We start from the raw sequence: 18,828 nt of genomic DNA, 5'->3' as shown, positions 1-18,828 counted from the left end.
TATAGGCAGAATAATTATGAATAAAGCTTGTTGTTCCCCCCTTCAGTTCAAATTCCATACGCTTCATCCAAAAGTTTTTTAAGCCGGTAGGCTTTAAGTCTTCTCTCTCATTTCTTTTAGAACTTCTTGTCTAGAGTTCGCCTGTAAGTCACGTAGAATAACTACACATTAACAGTATGAACTTTCTCCGTAATGACTTGAAATAAGAGGCGAAAAGACAATTGAAATTTCATTTAGAAATTCTTCTTTTGCCAATATAAAATTATCGTGAGCCTGGCAGGAAGTCAGGCTAGCGAATTCTTATTTCAATTCATACAGGAGAAACTTCATACTCTTATGTATACTCTAGTTTTACCTTGCTTCCTCCCTGTCCCTGCTCCGACGGCGTAACTATTAGTTTTACAGGCACTCTACTGCGAAGCTCCTCCACATGACTTATTATTCCCACAGATAATGTACTTGAATGAAGTTTTTCAAGTGAGTTCATTACTACTTCTAGAAGATTCGTGTCTAGTGTACCAAATCCTTCATCTAAGAAGAAGAACTCTAGTGGAGCACTCCCTTTTAACTGAATTTGTGAAGACAGCGCAAGCGCAAGACATAGTGAAGTTAAGAAGGTTTCTCCACCGGACAATGTATTGGTTTCACGTCTTGTTCCTCCATTAAAATCATCTCTCATTACAAAGGCTCCATCAGAATCAAGCTCCAATGCATAACGTCCTCTTGTTATGTCTTTTAATCGTTTTGAGGCTTCCATAGATATGTATTTTAGCTGCTTCATAGCTACATATTCCACAAATTTATTCCCTTGAATTAACGTATCAATTTCTCTTAAAAGACTAAGCTTGTGTTCTATAGCGCTTCTCTTTATTATAAGGTTTTTAACTTCTAGTAGCTTTCTTTCCATTTCCTCAAGGGCCCTATATTGAGCTCCTATTGCTTTGGTTTTTTCTTCTAAAATCTTCCCAAGTACTTCTCTTTTTTCTTTTACCTCTTCAAAGAGTGTAGCGTCTATTTCTTTTCCATTAAGTAAATTTTCTACTCTTTGTAAATTATCTATTATGCTACGTTTAGATTCTTCATACTGTTTTATTTCTTTTTCAATTAGTAACAAGTCTCCTCTTGAAATTAAATAAAGACAAGCTATTTCAGCATTTTCAAAGGAATTTTCTTTAAGAGCTATGTCTAATTTTTTTTCTCCATCTTCTAGCATCTTTAAAAGCATTTCGCTTTTGTTTTCTTCACTGGTTTTTTGAGTGTCTAATCTTTGCTTTTCTATATTTTCTTTTTCTAAAATATCTTTTAAACTAGCCTCAATTGATGTTATATCCTTTATTTCATTTTTCACCTTTTCTATTTCAATTTTAGGTGTACGATCCATCTCTTGTGTAAATCCACAGAGTTCAACTATTTGGATAGTCAAACGGTCTATTTCTGCCTTCTTTTCCTTACCGCTGGTTTCTATTTCCGTTTTTGAAGTGGTAAGATCCCTTAAGCACTTGTCTACGTCAGATGCTTCCTTTTCTAATGTTACTAGCTCTACTCGAAGCTTCCTTGCCATGGCAGTTAGTTTTATTACCTCATTGTCTATATCTTTAAGTTGCTGAATTTTTTCCTTTATGGATACTGATGTTATACTACCACTTTGATTTTGCTTAAATGAACTCTCCTGATTAAGCAAATCTACTTTTAAAAGCTCATGCTTTTCGCGCAGCAGCTTTAATCTGCCTTCTGTAGTAAACAACTCTTCATCTATTACTATTAGCGCTTCGTTTTCTTTTCTTAAACCTTCTCCAAGTTTTACTTCTTCCATATCTACTTTGCTTTTTTCATCACGTAGCTTATTTAGCTCTAAGTCTATCTCAGTTTTTTGCTTGTTGTAGACTTCTAAGTTTTCCTTAAATTGAATTAATGAGGATTCTCTTGCATCTTTCTCGCGGCGAAGCTCCTCAATGTTTATGTCGCGAAGCTTAACATTAACTATTTCTAATTGGCTATTTATATACTCCTCATCGATTATTAACCTCACAAGTTTTATTTGCTCTTTTTGATAATCTTTAGATAAATTTTCTAAGTTTAACTCTCCACTTTGCTTTAAACTCTTCTTAGTTTCTAAACCAGTATTCACTATTAGCTCTGCTACTTTTGGATGATGCTCCGACCCACACACTGGACATAGTCTTGGCTTACCAAGTTCGTCTCCCTCTTTTAAACTAGAGGCTAAAACTGCTGCCATGTTAGCTTGTTCTATTTCCTTTATCTCACCTTCTATAATTTTAAGCTGAGCTTTCACACTTTCTATAGATTCTTCTGCATTTTTTAGATTTAACCTACCTTTTTCGGTTTCAATGTTAATATTTCTATATTTCCCTTGTAGTTCACCCTTTATTTTATGGTTTTCTACAGCTTTCTCTAGGGTATCCCGTAGCGAACTATAGGCCTCCTGTTTTTCTAGCAACAAATTATTATCTCCCGGGAAATTATTTGCTATTTTCTTACTTTTTTCTTCTAAAAGAACTAGTTTATTTTGTTTGCTTTCCTTAAGTATAATAGCTTCTCTATGCATTAACTTTGTGGTATGTGCACCCTTCTTTAAATCTTCCCCTTTTTTCTTAAGCTCTTGTACATTTTTCGTTGCGGCCGAAACTTCTAGTTCACTGTTATAGGCATTATACAATTTTTCTCTATATTCTGGTGGTATTTCTATTCCACTTAGTTTTTCTTCAGTAACGCCCAATTGATTTTCTATTTTCGACTTATTGGTAACAATAATTGCACTTTTTAGATTTTTCTCACTTATATTGCTTCTAATCTCTTTATGCTGTTTTAAAAGGATATCTTTTTCCCCCGCTAGATAGCTTATTTTCTCTTCAATATTCGTAGCTTGTTTAAGACTTACTTCCTTTTCAATTAAAATAGGAAGTTTATTGTTTTTATCAGTCCACGCTTTATCATAAGAAGTTTTTGCAATATTCAGCTTTTGACATACAACTAAAAAAGCACTGCTTAGTTTTTGAAGTGTATCCTTGTTTATCGCTAATCTTTTTTTAGTTTCATATACATTGTCAATATAGGGTTTTACATTTAATGCTGAACTTCCCCTCGTAAATTTTTCTTTTTTATTTTTTATTTCTGGTACTTGTTTATTTAAGTCAGCTTCTTTTTTTACATACTGGCTTTTTTCTTGTTGTAGCTCCCAGATAGTTTTATATTCCTCGTACTCTTTATCCACAGTTTTTTTATCAGCCTTAATTTGTTTTTCTTCCTGCTTTAAACCATCTAGTACGGATTTTATTTCATTATGGCCTTCTTCACCTACATCTTCATATCCCTTCATTTCCCCCTGAATCATAGTTTGAGTCTTTAGGTTTTCATTTCTAACTGATCTTATTTTTTCATAAAGCTTGGTACCGTATTTTTCTAAGGCAAATATTCGCTCTAGCATATTTCTTCTTTCTTTTCCTGTAAGCTTTAAAAATTCATTGAATTTACCTTGAGGTAACACGACTGACCTTGTAAAATCCTCAACTTTCAGTCCTATTATTTCTATGATTTTCGTGTCGATGTCCTTTGGTCCTTCTGCTAGTACCTTGTTTTCATCAGCATTTTCCTTATTTATTTCTATAAGCCTTGCATAAGCAGTTTTGAAGTTTCCAGTTTTTAATCTCTTTATGCTTCTTTCTGCTCTATATAGTTTTCGGGTTTCCCCTAGTCCTATTTCAAAATCGAAGCTTATTTCTACTACATTTGTTTCTGTGTTTACAAACTCTTTGGTGTCTCTGGATACTTTTCCATAAAGAGCTATGGTTATCCCATCTAAAATTGTGGATTTACCACTAGCTGTTGGACCGAAGATACCGAAAAGTCCTTTTTCCGTAAGTTTTGAAAATTCAATAGTTTGTTGCTGTACAAACGAATTTAGCCCCTTTATTTTAAGATTTACTGGTTTCATCTTTGGGTTCCTCCTCTTCATCTAATGCTATGTTTAAAAATAATTCCATAATTTCATCCGATGGCTCTAGCCCACCTTTTGCCTTTGTAAAATATTCTCTAAACATTTCCTCCATGGATTTTTCCCTTAAGCTTTCCTCTAAATCTGCTTCACGTTCTATCCCCTCAAGTATTGGCTCTATGGAAACTATATCAGGTCTAAGTCTTTTCATTTCTTTTATGTTTTCGGTGCTTATTATTTCTTTTGTCTTTATTTCAAGGTATACCCAAATGTTTCTTTCGCCCTCATTTTTGCATTTTTCTATCGCTTCCTCGGTGCTGTTACATTTCCATACTTCTATAGGCTTGTAGTTTCTAAACATTATTTGTGAGACTTCCGCTTCGCCCCCAGCTTTAACATCTACGAGGTACGCTCCCTTGCTATAGTTTATTTCGCTTTTGCTATATTGAATTGGGGATCCGCAGTATCTTATCATCCCCTTAGTTCCTGGCACTTTCTGTGGTCTATGAAGATGACCCAAGGCTGAGTACTGAGCTTTCTTTGGGAATTTAGATGGTGAAACTGAAAGACTTCCCCCTAGTTGTATACTTCTCTCTGACCCACTTTCCTCTCCACCCATAACATAGAGGTGTGACACTGCTAGGTTTACAGTATCTTCCCTATATTTATCAGATATATTTTCAAACAGTTCTCCTATTCTGTCAGAATAGCTTTTTTGCCTCTCTTCATCATTAATCTCTATTGAAAGTACTTCATTTAACCTTTTTTCACTTGGATAAGGTAGTGTTATAATAACTGCTTTTTCCCCTCTTATACTAAGCTCTAAGTACCCCTCGCCGCTTTCTATTATTTCAAAATCACACTTTCCGTCATTGTTAAATTCTCCAAATACGCCTTGCCTTGCTATACTCTTTGGTTCCCCTAAAAGTACCACCCCATGACCGTATGCAAGAGGGCTCGGCGCAACTAATCTTTCTGGATTATCATGGTTACCTGCCACAACTAACACTGCAGTTTTCCCGCTACTTGTTATATCCTTAAGTGTGCTATAAAACATTTTTTCAGCTCTTGCTGGTGGATTTCCATTGTCATAGATATCTCCAGCTATAAGTACTAAATCTATATTGTTTTTTTCAACTATTTCTATAAATTCTTCTAGAAATTCTTCCTGTTCCTCTAGTCTACTGTATTGCTCTAAAGTCTTCCCCAGATGCCAATCGGAGGTATGAAGTATCCTCATTTGTATCTCCCCTTTTTTAGGTTTTTCAGTTTCGCAGAAGATTATTTAACTTCTACGGCTTCATCGTTACTGAATAAATATAGGTAACTTTCTTTAACTTTTTTCCCAAGTGTTGCTTCAATTGCCTTTGCATAATAATCTAGCTGAGATTTATATTTCTCTATTAAGAGATTTACATCTCCATTTTTTAAGGAGTCTGTTTTATAATCCACTAAAACTATCTCTCCATTTTCCTCAAAATAGCAGTCTATTATTCCTTGAAGCATTATTTTTTCCTCTCCATATATTTCGATTGGGAGGTTTTTATCTATATCTGTTGACTTAATTTCCATATGGAACGGTATTTCTCTTTTTAAAGCTTTTTGATTATAAGCTTTTATCATTCTTTGTCCAAGATCCGTTTTAAATAACTTTAATAATTTATTGACCCGGACGGATTTGCCCTCTTCTTTTGAGATTAGCAATTTTTCAACGTAAGTCTCAATTTGTAATCCTATTTCACTTGTGGTTGCCACTTTAGTTAAATCTAATCTTTGCACCACTGCATGCATAGCGGTTCCTTTTTCCGCGGGGGTTAATCCCTTCGCCTCTTCTAGGAATCTGGGCTTATTTATAAGTTTTGGCTGGTACATATTGTTTGAATCGCCTTCAGTAATTTCTGCATTAAATTTTCTTTTAATCTCTGTTACTGTAAGTACTGTAGGCATTTTTGTGGACATTTCGTACTTATAAGTAAATCCTAGCCTTTTTTCTATTTCAAAGATGAACTTCTCATCTGTAGGTTCTTCCTGAAGTGCTGTTAGCTTTTCCTGTGAGCTAACAGTAATTTCTTCTTCATAATTGACGTTTTTCTTTATGTTTTCTCTATTCCAGAACCTTACCGTAAAGCTTGCAGGATGACTTAATAAATTCGTTGTACTATCATCTATTTCTATTAGTTCACGCAATGGTTTTCCGTCTGCATGCCTTATTATCGCCGGCACTATCCAATCTAAATAGCTTTTACCTTTTAAAATTTCATATTCTCCTAGCTTTTCACTATTCTCTTCTAAACTAGAACTCATTCTAGTTAAATTTCTCTCTGTATTTCTCATTGACCCAGTTATTATTAGCTTTTCCTTCGCTCTTGTTAAAGCTACATATAGTACCCTCATTTCCTCTGCAAGACTTTCTATCTTTATTGTCTTTTTAAGCGCTTGTTTTAGAACTGTAGGATAAGAAATTCTTCTAATTGGATCAACAAAATCTGGGCCATAGCCTAATTCATGATGAAATAATATACTCTTATTTATATCCATTAAGTTAAAGTTTTTTCCCATGCCACTTAGAAATACTACAGGAAATTCTAGCCCTTTACTTTTATGTATACTCATTATCCTAACTACGTTTTCATTTTCCCCTAAGGTTTTAGCACTGCCCATGTCTCCACTACTTATTTTTAACTTGTTTATGAAATTTATAAAATTAAACAGTCCCTTGTAACTAGTTTCTTCATATTGCCTTGCCCTTTGGAAAAGCACTCTTAAATTCGCTTGTCTTTGGGTTCCTCCTGGCATGGCTCCTATATAACCGTAATAACCAGTGCTAGTATATAAGTGCCATATGAATTCATCAATGGGCATATACGTGCAAATTTCTCTAAAGTGGTTTAATTTTTCAAGGAATTTACCGAGTTTTTCTGATTTTTTAGTGCCTTCTAAGTTTACCATTGCTTCATAAAAACTTACTTCCCTTTGACCTACTCTTATATCTACCAGTTCCTCTGAGGTAAACCCTCCTATTGGAGAACGGAGAACTGCTAGCATAGGAATATCCTGTCTTGGGTTATCTATAATTTGAAGTAAACTCATGATTATTTGAATTTCTATGGTACTAAAATAGCCTGTGCCTGTATCTGCATACACCGGTATGTCTTCTAGCTTCAATTGTTCTAAAAATGAGGGTGCCCAATTTGAGGTGGCCCGAAGTAATATTACAATATCCTTATATTCAACGTATCTATAACCTTTTATTTTTTTGTCATAAATTTTAAAAGCTTTTTCATCTTTATGTAGCATTAATTCTTTTATTCTTTTTGCAACAATTCTAGCTTCTAATTCAATATTTGTAGGGGTTTCATCCTCATTTGTTTTGCCATGTCCCTCACCTTCAGTTCCATTAGTTGTTAACCGTCCCTCATCTTCGACCTCTTCACCCTCGTTTTCTTCTCCTGCATCTTTAACTTCCTTTTCAATAAGATGTAGCTCCACTGCTCCGCCTATTACTCCAGGACCTTCAAGTTCATCAAAGTGAGCTCCTAAATTCAACGCTTCCTCATCTGTATAGTCAAGATCTCCAATGTTTTTGCACATTATTTGTTTGAAGATATAATTTACTGCATTTATAACCGGTCCACGACTTCTAAAATTTTTGTATAGAGTTATTTTTCTGGTTTTTTCGCCGTCAATTTTCGAATAACTATTATACTTTGCCAAGAAGAGCTCTGGCCTTGCCTGCCTAAATTTATATATACTCTGTTTTACGTCTCCTACCATGAATACATTTGGGAAACCTATTTTTTCTCTTGAAATTATATTTAATAGAGTTTCTTGCACCATGTTACTATCTTGATATTCATCTATCAAAATTTCTTCGTATTTATTTCTTAGCCCAACCGCTACTGCGGAAGGTTCTGGTTTTCCCTGAGCGTCCATTACTATTTCGCCCTCTTCATTTTTTTCCATCAAAATGTCAAGGCAGTAGTGCTCAAAATCATTGAAATCTATAATTGAACGTTCCTTTTTCTTTTCTCTATATTTTTCCTGCAAATCTATAACAAGCTGAGATAACTCAAGCATTTGTGGATACAATGTTTTTATATCTCTTAAAGCAGTTTCTGAATTTGCATTCATTATTTGCTGCCCCAGCTCCCCTAATTGTTTTTTCACCTTATTTCTTATCTCTTGTACTACCTTTTGTTTTTCCTTATCTTTGCAGGCTTTTATCGTTGTTAGTTTTGGGAAGCTTAAATTTTCAAACGCTTCTGCTAAGCTTTCAAAACAATTGCTTTCAGCGCTTATTAAATCTGCAATTAACTCTAAATCTGATTTGAACACTTCGTAATATAATGCTATAGCTTCATTGTTTTCTATGATTTTCAATGCTTTAATCATTACTTTTTCAATGCCTAGTAGCTCTATTTTAACATCTTCCATTAAAACCTTTGCCCAAGGGGTATCACTAAAACTATACCCATCTTTTATGTTAAAATCCTCTGCCGCATCAAGTAGCCATTTTGTTGGATTTGTAGAACTCATGGCAAAATTATAAAGGCTTAACACTATAGACTTAAGGCCTAAATCTTCTTTATTATTACTATAGGCTTCAACGAGTTTTAAGAAACTAGAATCCTCGATTAGATTTATAGAGCTAGTATCCTTTTCTACAAATAAATCGCTATCTTCATCTTCGGTTTCATTTTCATCATTCATTTCTACATATCTATCCTCAAATAGTTCCTCTAGAGCTTCTTGTTTTAAAAGAACTGCTTCTGTTGCATCTGCTATTCTAAAATTAGGGTCTAAATCTACTATATGAAAATTGCTTCTAATAACCTCAAGGCAGAAGGAGTGAATAGTTGTAATACTGGATTTATTTAATAAGGTTAACTGTCTTTGCAGTAGTTTACTTTGTGGATTTTTATAAAGTTCCTTTGAAATAGCCGCAGCTATTCTCTCCCTCATTTCGGATGCCGCCGCGTTCGTAAATGTAACCACTAATAACTTATCTATATCTGTAGGCCGATCTTCATCTGTTACTATCTTTATTATTCTCTCAACTAGTACCGCTGTTTTACCTGAGCCTGCCGCTGCAGCTACTAGAACGTTGCAATCGCGAGTATAGATAGCCTTTTTCTGATCCTCGGTCCATGAAACCTCTGTTTTTACATGTTTAATTTCATTCTCTCTCTTTATCATTATTCCTCATCCACTCCGATCTCTTGAGTCTTTACACTATTTTGCTCAATTTCGACTGACGATAAGAGTTCCCATATTTCCTTGTCTCTCTTATCTTTTATTATCTTATAGGTATTTTCCTTTAATGTAGGATCAAATTGGCAAATAGCCGTGTATTCACAGTAAGCACAAGGTGTAGCATCTTTTTTCTTATATGGCTTTATGTCTATTTCTCCACTTAACATTTGTTCACAGGTGCTTATTAGGTTTTCCTTTACATGGCGGAGTAACATTTCAAACTGCTCCTTAGTTGCAACTGATGATCTTGAGCCTAACTTCCCATCCTTTTTTATAGATGCTGGGACAACTAGAGATGCGCCTTCAATATTTCTATCCATTTCCCTAATTATCTTAGTATCTGCTAGTAGTAACCCCTTCATTTTTAAAGCCTTCATTATTGCTTTTTCCAGTTCTTCTTCATCTAAATCATTTTTAGCTTTTATTACTGGGTCATCTATTTTAAAGTACAAAATACCTGCTGGGAAAATTGGCTCCTCTGAAATTTCGTTTTCTTTAGAAATTGCTCTTTCACTTTTAAGCATGGCGTCTAAATACGTCAATAGCTGTATTTGAAGTCCGTAATATACATCGGATAGTTTAAAATCCTTATTTCCAGATTTATAATCTATTATCCTGTAAAATTCTTCTCCTTCATTAATTAACTTATCTACTCTATCTATTCTACCAACTAGATTTACTACTTCCCCTGTGGATAGTTCTACTTTTATTGGTGGATAATCTCCATATTCAAATCCAAAGGATACTTCATAGCCAAAGGGTTCAAATCCACTGTTTTTCATTTGCTCAACTATCACCATAATAGTTCGTTTTAAAACTCTTTTTAACCGCTCTGTAAAGTACTTGTACCTTGGGGTACTGTTCAATATATAGCCACTTATGCCTTGCTCTGCTTCTTTTTCTACAATACTTGCTATATTTTTTTCACACCATTCACGCTGAAGGTCCGCCCATTTTATTTCATTTTTATCCACAAGCTTTGAAAAATCATCAAGTACACTGTGCATAAAGCTGCCTAAGTCTGGAGATGAAAATGTAAAAGTTTTTCGCTCCTTAGCTTTTAGGCCATATTGCACAAAATATGCAAAGGGACATTCTTCATATTTTTCTATTCTAGATACGCTAAAATAATTTTTGTCTCCATAAAGTAGTTTTACTTTTTCTTTCTCAAGCATTTTCATTTCATTTTTGTAGTCAAATCCCTGAAACATGGTGTTGCTTTTTTCTCGCCATAAAGGGTCCTTTTGGTACCACTTATAAATCTCAATCCAAAGTGGCGATATAACTCCCTCCTCTAAATATTTTCTTAGATAAAATATCAACTCGTTAAATGTTGGAACTTTAGCACACAGCTGCTGCATATCATTCGTTTCTTGTAGCCCATCACTAAACTGAGTTATATTGCTCTCTTCTATTAGACCTTTGAATAAGGCGTTAAACCTAGATATTATAATAGAAGGTCTTAACGTTTTGCCTTCATAATCTGCAATAGGATAACTTATATTTAAATATTTACTTGGGATGGTTATTGTAGCATAGATTAAATACTGCTCATTAAACACCTCAGTTTTTGTGTCATTTGCAAGTTCTAATGCATTTTCTTTTAAAATCATTCTATCATTGTCCGTTAATATTCCATCTTCCTTGTTTGCCATTGGGAATACTCCATCATTTACCCCTATAATGTACAGTGCACTTATATCATGACTTTTTATGCGCTCCACGCTGCTAATAGTTACTCCATCTAGTGCAGGTGGAATAATTCCCATTTGATGTTTACTAAATCCCATAGATAGTACTTTTACAAAGTCCTCAAGGGATAGGGTTTCTTTTCCAAGGACTTCCACCATCTGATCTAATAGTTCCATAACTAAGTTCCATATTTTACTGTACTCGGTAACGAGCTCTTGCGCACCTTCCCTTTTGAAATTTTCTATCCACTCCTCTATTGTTTTATATATATTTATAGTTTCTAGAAATTCAAATAAAGTTGTGCATATTTTTTTGGTGGTACATCCGCCTTTTAATTTTTCTTTGAATTGTAGTAGTGGATTTATGACTTTCTCTCTAGTATCATTTAAAATTTTAATAGTGGCTTCTATTCTTTCAGCTTTGTCCTCAGGAGAACCTGCAACTTTTTCTACAGGTTTCTCTGTAGCTTTTTCTGAAGCTTCGTCTATGCCAGTTTTATCATTATAGTAGTCTCTAAAATAGTATTCTATTTTCTCCTGCCATAGATCAGGTTCTGTCCATTTTCTTTTGCCCTTTATGCCCGCTGCTATTACGAAGTTTTCTAGTATGTCTATATGCTGCTTTTCTATATCTAAAAGCCCTGTTTTAAGATACCTAAACATTGCCTCATAGCTAAAGTTCTTAGTGAAAATCTCAACGACTCCGGTTATTAGCACAATTAAGGGGTTACTTGTTATATCCTTTTTCTTATCTATAAATAACGGAATATTATATTCTGTAAATATGGCTTTAATTAACTTTTCATAGGAAGGTAAGTCTCTTGTTACTACTGCTATTTTATTAAATCTTATATTCTCATCCCGGCATAGTTTTAAGATATCCTTTGCCACATGTTCCACTTCGCAGTATCCATTAAGAGCTTTAAATACCTTTATGTTTTCACATTTCTCAGTACTTGGTGTATATGGGAATGCAAAATAATTTTTTTCAAGAAAAGATAGTTCATTATTGTTCTTAAATTTGTATTCTTTATTACCTCCCAGCTCTATAGGTGCTTCGATACTTGTCCCACTATCCTCTGCTAAACCTAAAAGCTTATTTTCTGTAAACTTAATGGAATAAAATGCATCAGATTCCTCCATACATTTTGAATGCTCTGAGCTTTTTAATGGAAGCGTTATATTTATCCTCCTAGCTTTTTTATATAGCTTTTCGAGTATTCCATACTGTTGTGGTGTAAAGCCTGTAAACTCATCGATCCAAAACTCAGAACCATCAAAAATATTGCATTCATCAAGGGCACTATTTAAGCGTGTTAAATCGTCATCTGGATCCACGTAGTTTTTATTTAAAATATTATCAAATTCTCCGTATATAAGAGATAAATCCATTATTTTATCTACTAGCAAGGTGTTTTCCCCTAAATTGCCTAATGTCTTATTTAAATCTTCAACAGAAACATTATATTTTTTAAACTCTGTAATTGCAGAAGCTACATTATCTACAAAGCCTTTTTGTCTAGCTGCTCCTTTAAATACCTTGAGTTCATCTTTCTTTTTTTGAAGTATGCTATGAATAAGCATTGCCTTTCCTGAAGAATCCATAGGTTTACGGGTTATGCCTCCAACCTCGCTAAACACTTTGTACGCTAATCTATTAAAACTAAGTACTTGGACGTTCTTTATTCCTGTAGATCCAACTACTTTTATAAGATTTTTTTCAGCTTGAAAGGAAAATTGTTCTGGTACCAAAAGTACTAAGGGTTTTTCGCTCTCGGCGGTACTTCGTTTTTCTATGTCCTCTAAGCAGAACGTACTCTTCCCTTTTCCAGCTCCTCCGTATATAAATCTTAAACTCACAAAAACACGTCCTTCCTTTAATTTACTATACATATTATACCATGTATAATTATTCAACACAGTTCACTTTGTATTTATTATATTATACCATGTGGGACATATTATCCTTGAATGTTTAACGACATTTCAGAAGGAAAGTCTTCCACTTCTATAGGTTCGAGTACCTACTCTAAGTAGGAGTACCTACTTAGAGTAGGAGTAACTTGCCCTAACAAATAGAAAACTTTAGCGGTAGTATAAATCTACTTCTGAAGTCATCAATTTATCTTCTGCGAAGCTGTTGCAGCGACCCAGGAGATGATTTAACGACATAATAACTTATAATCTTTATATATTAAGCTAAATAAAATTATCTGACGAAAAACAATCAACTATATGGTATTATACATATTATTCATATAGTTGCATTTATTTCGTCATACTTTTACATTTTTCCATAAATGTAACCCTTTAACGCAATTTTTAGTATATACTTATTACATATATGTTTAAATATAAGAAAAAGGGGTCTGAAAATGAAATCTATAAAACATCAATTAATTATCATTGCAATATTAATAGTAGGAATACCATTTTTAATCTCAAATTTAATTTCTGATTATTACATGTCGAATCAATTAGAAAAAGATGTTTACGAGAGTAATCAGGTTTTAGCTAAAACCATTGGTAACAGCGTTTTAGATTATATGACTAAATCTTATGCTTTAACTGAGGAATTAGTAAAGAGTAAATCTGTCAGTGATTTTGTGCCTGCAAATCAAACTGAAGCCATTAAAGGGACTATGGAAAGAAACCCATATTTCAGTTTGTTCTGTATTCAAGATTTAAAAGGTGATCAAACCTCTCGTTCTAGCGGAAATCTTGCGAATAGAGCTGATAGATGGTGGTTTAAACAATCCATTGAGACAAAAGAGCCTTTTATTTCAAAATCATATTTAACAGTTAATGGTGACAACTACGCAATAAATTCTATTATATATCCAATTTACAATAAGGATTCTAAGCTCACAGGTGTAATGGATGCCGATTTAAAACTTGAAGAATTACAAAATATAGTTAAAAAATATAGCACTAAAAGTAATTATGCTTATGTAATAGACGGAGAAGGCGCAGTAATTGCCCATCCTGATAACAATCAAGTTTTAGAAATATACAATTATAAAAATATGACTAAAACAATCAAAGTAAAAGATTCATCTGGCAATGTGGTAAAAGATGCTCATAGCGTTGCCAAAACAGAAGTTAAAAATATTAAAGTACCAGATGAATTAAAAAATATAACAAGTTCTGCATTAAGTGGTAAAAAAGGAATTACACAATATGTAGATACAAATGGGGATAAAGTAATTAGTGCTTACGATACTATAAAACTCCCTGGAAATTCAGATAATTGGGCTGTTATAACAGTTGAAAAGGAATCGGATGCTCTTGCTGCCATAAATGGTATTAGATACAAAAATATAATTTCCGCTATTATATTATTAGTAATCGCTTCAATAATTGTAAGTATATTATCTAGGGACATTACTAAGGCGATTGATAAAATAAAACACTTAGCAGTAAGGTTATCTTCCTATGATTTGTCAAAAGGAATTGATTTAAAGAGAAAAGATGAATTTGGACAAACAGCAATGGCACTAAATACTGCGCAGGAAAATATTAAAGAGCTAGTTAAAGAAATAATTAATAACTCTTCAAGTATGAGTTCATCTTCGGAAGAACTTTCAGCTACAGTACAAGAAATAACATCTAAAATGGAAATTATAGACCATTCAACAGGGGAAATAAATAAAAATACTCAAGAAGCAAGTGCCACATCAGAGGAAATAACTGCATCTGTTGAGGAAGTTAACTCTAGTATGGATGTACTGTCTTCAAAGGCTATGGAAGGTAGCAACAATGCTTTACAAATAAAAGAAAAAGCTAATCAAGTCCAAATAGAGGCTAAAAAGGCGTTAGAAGAAAGCGCTAGTATTTATAAAGAAAAGGAAACAAGGATATTAAAAGCTATAGAAGATGGACAAGTCGTAGCTGAAATAAAAACTATGGCTGATGGAATTGCAGCTATTGCAGGACAAACTAATTTGCTTGCATTAAATGCAGCCATTGAAGCAGCAAGAGCAGGCGAGCAAGGAAAAGGTTTTTCAGTGGTTGCTGAGGAAGTAAGAAGACTTGCAGAACAATCTGCCGAAACTGTAAATAGCATTCAAGATATTATAGTAAAAGTTCAAGATTCATTTAACAATTTATCGGTAAATAGCAGTGACCTGCTTAAATTCATTGTAGAAAATATTAACCCTGTTTTAGAACAATATGCTGCAGCCGGCATTCAATATGGCAAAGATGGACAATTTGTAAGCTCCATGTCAGATGAAATTGCATCAATGTCTGAAGAGGTAGACGCCACAGTAAATCAAGTTAGTACAGCGGTACAAGTTCTGTCACAAAATTCGCAGCTTTCTGCAGAACGTACAGGAGATATTAAGGCTAATATTAGCGAAACATCATTAGCTATGGGGCAAGTTGCACAAGCATCACAAGATCAAGCACAGCTTGCACAAAAACTTAATGAGTTAGTCCAGAAGTTTAAAGTTTAGGGTCATCTGGCACACTTAGAATTAACATACACTAAAATTGGCTTGTCTATTTATTACAATCCAATAATTCCCTCTTGATAATTATGAATTAAAATAGACGTGTATATTACACGCCTATTTTAATTCCTTTTCACTTAGAGAGTCAATAAAATCTTTGCCTTCTTTGAGCCCTATTCCAGTAGCCATTCTGTATTTTTTAATTGCTTTGATCTTTTTGCCTTCTAAAATAAGGCTTTTTAATTCATCCATTATTTCATCAGAGACTCGCATTTCCCCAGGAAGTCCTGTTTCACTCGGAACTCCAACTTTATCCGCAATCATATTTAAAGTTCTCTTCATTTGCGCAATGTCGATTCGCATCATACTAATAGCATTTACTGTACTTGATATAGTTAACACTACTCCCGCTCCTATAAGTACCAAAACAAATGTATCACTCATAATTTCACGCCTTTCAAATTCGTCATAATATTACAGTTATGTATAATAAACTATAGTTTATTTACCTACTAATCATAATGCGAATTTTAAGTGCGAGTAATCTGATTATTTCTTTATCATCTATAAAACATTGTATCCACTTAAATAATCAGCGATAGTTCTTAATAATGTAAACTTTCCATGTAACATATACTCTATGATTTCTGTATTATATTATATAAGGGAAATACTACTGGGAGGATTATAATGTACAATTTAAAAAACTTTTCAGAAACTGAAGTCAGTAAACTATTAGACTCAATATTAAACAGATATATTAATATATGCAAATGCGAAAAGTGTAAATTAGCTATTAGGGCTTTAGCCCTAAACTCCTTGTCTACAAAATATACCGTTTGTGATCAAGATGAAATATATACTATTGCATTATCTGAAATCGATAACCAGCGAACAATTGATGTTACCACCGCTATTATAAAAGCTATAGAAATAGTATCTGCTAATCCTATACATTAGATATCTTTAGATTAAATCATCTCTAAAATTGGTTTGTCTATTTCCGACAAGCCAATAAATTTTCCCACAATAATTATGAAACAATATAAAATATTGTTTATTTTATCTTCTTAAGTTTCAGATTTAATATAATCTGATTCATAATTGATAAAATACCAATTACAATACAACTAATATTATTATTTTTAAAAGTGTTAGGGAATGCTGCAAATAAAAACACCCAAATTATAAGCATTACTCCTAATGCTATGTCACTTGTTCCAATTATTTTAACTGCACTTGTATAATTTCCATTTAATTTCTCCTGAAATTGAGGACTAAAAAACACCTTGAATTTCAAACTATATTCATTAATTTTTTTAAAAACATTATAGTTTAAGCTAAAACCTAGCCCAACAAAAATTAATGATATTATAATCACTACTAAATTAAATATCCTCATACTGAAATTCCCCTTCTCAATTTATTAATTGTTGTATCTATACAACTATTGATATTCCATTTAAAATTTATAGTAAGCCTTTATGGGACAAGTATAACTGTAAATTCATTAGGGATAAATCTAGTTGTATTTAGGAATCCATGCAGTGCAGCCGAATGCATTCAGCGCAATGCATGAATCCCTTTAATATATTATATGTTTCTTATGTTTATTTTGTACTTTGAAGTTTTTCCATAATTATATCTTTCATTTCTACCAATTTTTCTTCTGCAGCTTTTAAAGTTCCTCCCCTTGAGTACATGTATATTTTAATTTTTGGTTCTGTACCTGAAGGTCTTACAGCATACCAGCTCTCATCATCAAAGTAGAATTTAAGTACATTAGATACTGGAATTCCACTAGATTCTTCTGTACCATTAATTACGTCATAAGCTTTTTCTATATCGTAATCTATATATTTAGTAAGCTTCGCAGTGCCTATTGTCTTTGGATTATCTTTTCTGTATTCTTCCATCATTCTAGAAATTCTTTCTTGTCCTTCTATGCCTTCTAGAACTAGAGATATTAGGTTTTCTCTATAATATCCAAATTCCTCGTATATCTCATTTAATATATCTATTAGAGTTTTCCCTTGTGATTTATAGTAGGCTGCAGCTTCACATAAAAGCATGGAAGATATCACTGCATCTTTGTCACGAACGAAAGTCCCAGCAACATACCCAATGCTTTCTTCGTATCCAAATATAAATTCATGGCTATCATCTTTCTTAAAATCATTGATTTTACCACAAATATTTTTGAATCCTGTAAGTACTTCGAAGGTTTCCACGCCATATTTCTTAGCTATTTGCCTGCCTAAATCCCCTGTTACTAGCGATTTTACTATGGCCGCATTGCTAGGAAGCGTGCCTTTTTCTTTCATCCCTTCTATAACATATTTTATTAATATAGCCCCTGTTTGATTACCATTGAAGGCAACATATTCTCCATTTTTATCTCTGACCATTATAGCAAGTCTATCGCAATCCGGATCTGTAGCTATTAATAACTCTGCCCCTTCTTTTTTACCAAGTTCCTGGGCATATTTGAAGGCCTTTACATCCTCTGGGTTTGGGTATCCAACGGTTGTAAAGTCTGGATCTGGGTTTTCTTGCTCTGGCACTACTATTATATTAGTAAAACCTCTTTCCTTTAGTACTCTTCGTACAGGCATATTTCCGGTACCATTTAGAGGTGTATAAACAATTTTTATATCTTTATCTATATTATCCCTTAAAGCTAGTTCCTTTACTTTCTCCATATACTCATCATCCATTGCTTTCCCGAGCATTACTATTAATCCTTTTTCCTTAGCTTCCTCAAGATCCATGATTTCTATAGTACTAAAATCTGTAATGCTCTGAATTTTTTCGGTTATTCCATTTGCAGTAGATGATAAGATCTGGGCACCATCTTCCCAATATACCTTGTATCCGTTATATTCTTTAGGATTATGGCTAGCAGTCACAACAATTCCTGCAGCAGTACCTAACGTTCTTACTGCATAAGATAGTTCTGGAGTAGGTCTTAATTCCTCAAATAGATAAGCCTTTATTCCATTTGCCGCTAAAACTTGTGATGCTGTAGCTGCAAATTCAAGAGAAAAATGTCTGCAATCATAAGCTATTGCTACACCTCTATCCATATATGCTTGTCCATAACCTTTAATATAATCCGCAAGCCCTTGCGTTGCTCTTGAAATTATGTATAAATTCATTCTATTAAGTCCCGCACCTAATTTTCCTCTTAGACCTGCAGTTCCAAACTCTAAGTCCATGTAAAACCTATCTTGAATTTCATTATTGTCTTTTGATATTGCCCTTAATTCTTCTCGAGTCTTTTCATCAAAATATTTATTATTTAACCATTCTTCATATTTTTTTATATAAGTCATTTTAACTCCCACCTTCCAAATAATTACCATTTGATAACATTATACATTACTTCCTATGCATTTTAAACAGCTAATAACAATTTTTAGGATAAACTTCACATATAGTATAAATATCTGTAACACCTTATCCTTTTGCACATATA

The 18,828-nt window shown here is 33.4% G+C and carries 9 protein-coding genes; 2 read left to right on the top strand and 7 right to left on the bottom strand.

The window, feature by feature from the left end; translation table 11 throughout:
* Positions 1–334: 334 nt before the first annotated feature.
* From ACWJJT_RS13110 to addB, 4 genes are read right to left on the bottom strand one after another with little or no spacing between them, the layout of a single operon-like run.
* A complete protein-coding gene (locus ACWJJT_RS13110) occupies positions 335–3,952 on the bottom strand; it encodes an SbcC/MukB-like Walker B domain-containing protein (RefSeq protein ID WP_462955002.1) in 3,618 nt (1,205 codons plus the stop codon).
* A complete protein-coding gene (locus tag ACWJJT_RS13105; protein WP_220319795.1) occupies positions 3,933–5,192 on the bottom strand; it encodes an exonuclease SbcCD subunit D in 1,260 nt (419 codons plus the stop codon). The genes ACWJJT_RS13110 and ACWJJT_RS13105 overlap by 20 nt, the downstream gene beginning before the upstream one ends.
* A gap of 41 nt (positions 5,193–5,233) precedes the next feature.
* Positions 5,234–9,148: a helicase-exonuclease AddAB subunit AddA gene (addA, locus tag ACWJJT_RS13100; RefSeq protein WP_462955001.1), complete on the bottom strand. Its 3,915-nt coding sequence runs from the start codon at positions 9,146–9,148 to the stop codon at positions 5,234–5,236.
* Positions 9,148–12,756: a helicase-exonuclease AddAB subunit AddB gene (gene addB / locus ACWJJT_RS13095; protein WP_462955000.1), complete on the bottom strand. Its 3,609-nt coding sequence runs from the start codon at positions 12,754–12,756 to the stop codon at positions 9,148–9,150. Before addB ends, addA begins: the two co-directional genes overlap by 1 nt.
* Before the next feature lie 515 nt (positions 12,757–13,271).
* Between addB and ACWJJT_RS13090 the strand changes: the two genes are divergently transcribed.
* Positions 13,272–15,353 (top strand): methyl-accepting chemotaxis protein, encoded by a 2,082-nt coding sequence (locus tag ACWJJT_RS13090; RefSeq protein WP_462954999.1) that lies wholly within the window; start codon positions 13,272–13,274, stop codon positions 15,351–15,353.
* A gap of 114 nt (positions 15,354–15,467) precedes the next feature.
* On the opposite strand, the gene ACWJJT_RS13085 is transcribed toward ACWJJT_RS13090, so the two are convergent.
* A complete protein-coding gene (locus ACWJJT_RS13085) occupies positions 15,468–15,794 on the bottom strand; it encodes a ribosomal protein L7/L12 (RefSeq protein ID WP_462954998.1) in 327 nt (108 codons plus the stop codon).
* A 246-nt stretch (positions 15,795–16,040) separates the two neighbouring features.
* Here ACWJJT_RS13085 and ACWJJT_RS13080 point away from each other — a divergent pair, with 246 nt between their 5' ends.
* A complete protein-coding gene (locus ACWJJT_RS13080; RefSeq protein ID WP_462954997.1) occupies positions 16,041–16,310 on the top strand; it encodes a late competence development ComFB family protein in 270 nt (89 codons plus the stop codon).
* Positions 16,311–16,407: 97 nt separating this feature from the next.
* Here ACWJJT_RS13080 and ACWJJT_RS13075 read toward each other — a convergent pair whose 3' ends face one another.
* Complete coding sequence (locus tag ACWJJT_RS13075; protein WP_462954996.1) at positions 16,408–16,752, bottom strand: hypothetical protein; 345 nt, start codon at positions 16,750–16,752, stop codon at positions 16,408–16,410.
* A gap of 208 nt (positions 16,753–16,960) precedes the next feature.
* Entirely contained in the window at positions 16,961–18,685 is a 1,725-nt protein-coding gene (locus ACWJJT_RS13070) for a phospho-sugar mutase (RefSeq protein ID WP_462954995.1), read from the bottom strand.
* Between the last annotated feature and the right edge of the window lie 143 nt (positions 18,686–18,828).

Source organism: Clostridium sp. CM041, assembly GCF_055081035.1.
Note: the sequence above shows the minus strand (reverse complement) of the source record. Positions and strands in the feature narration are given on the sequence as shown.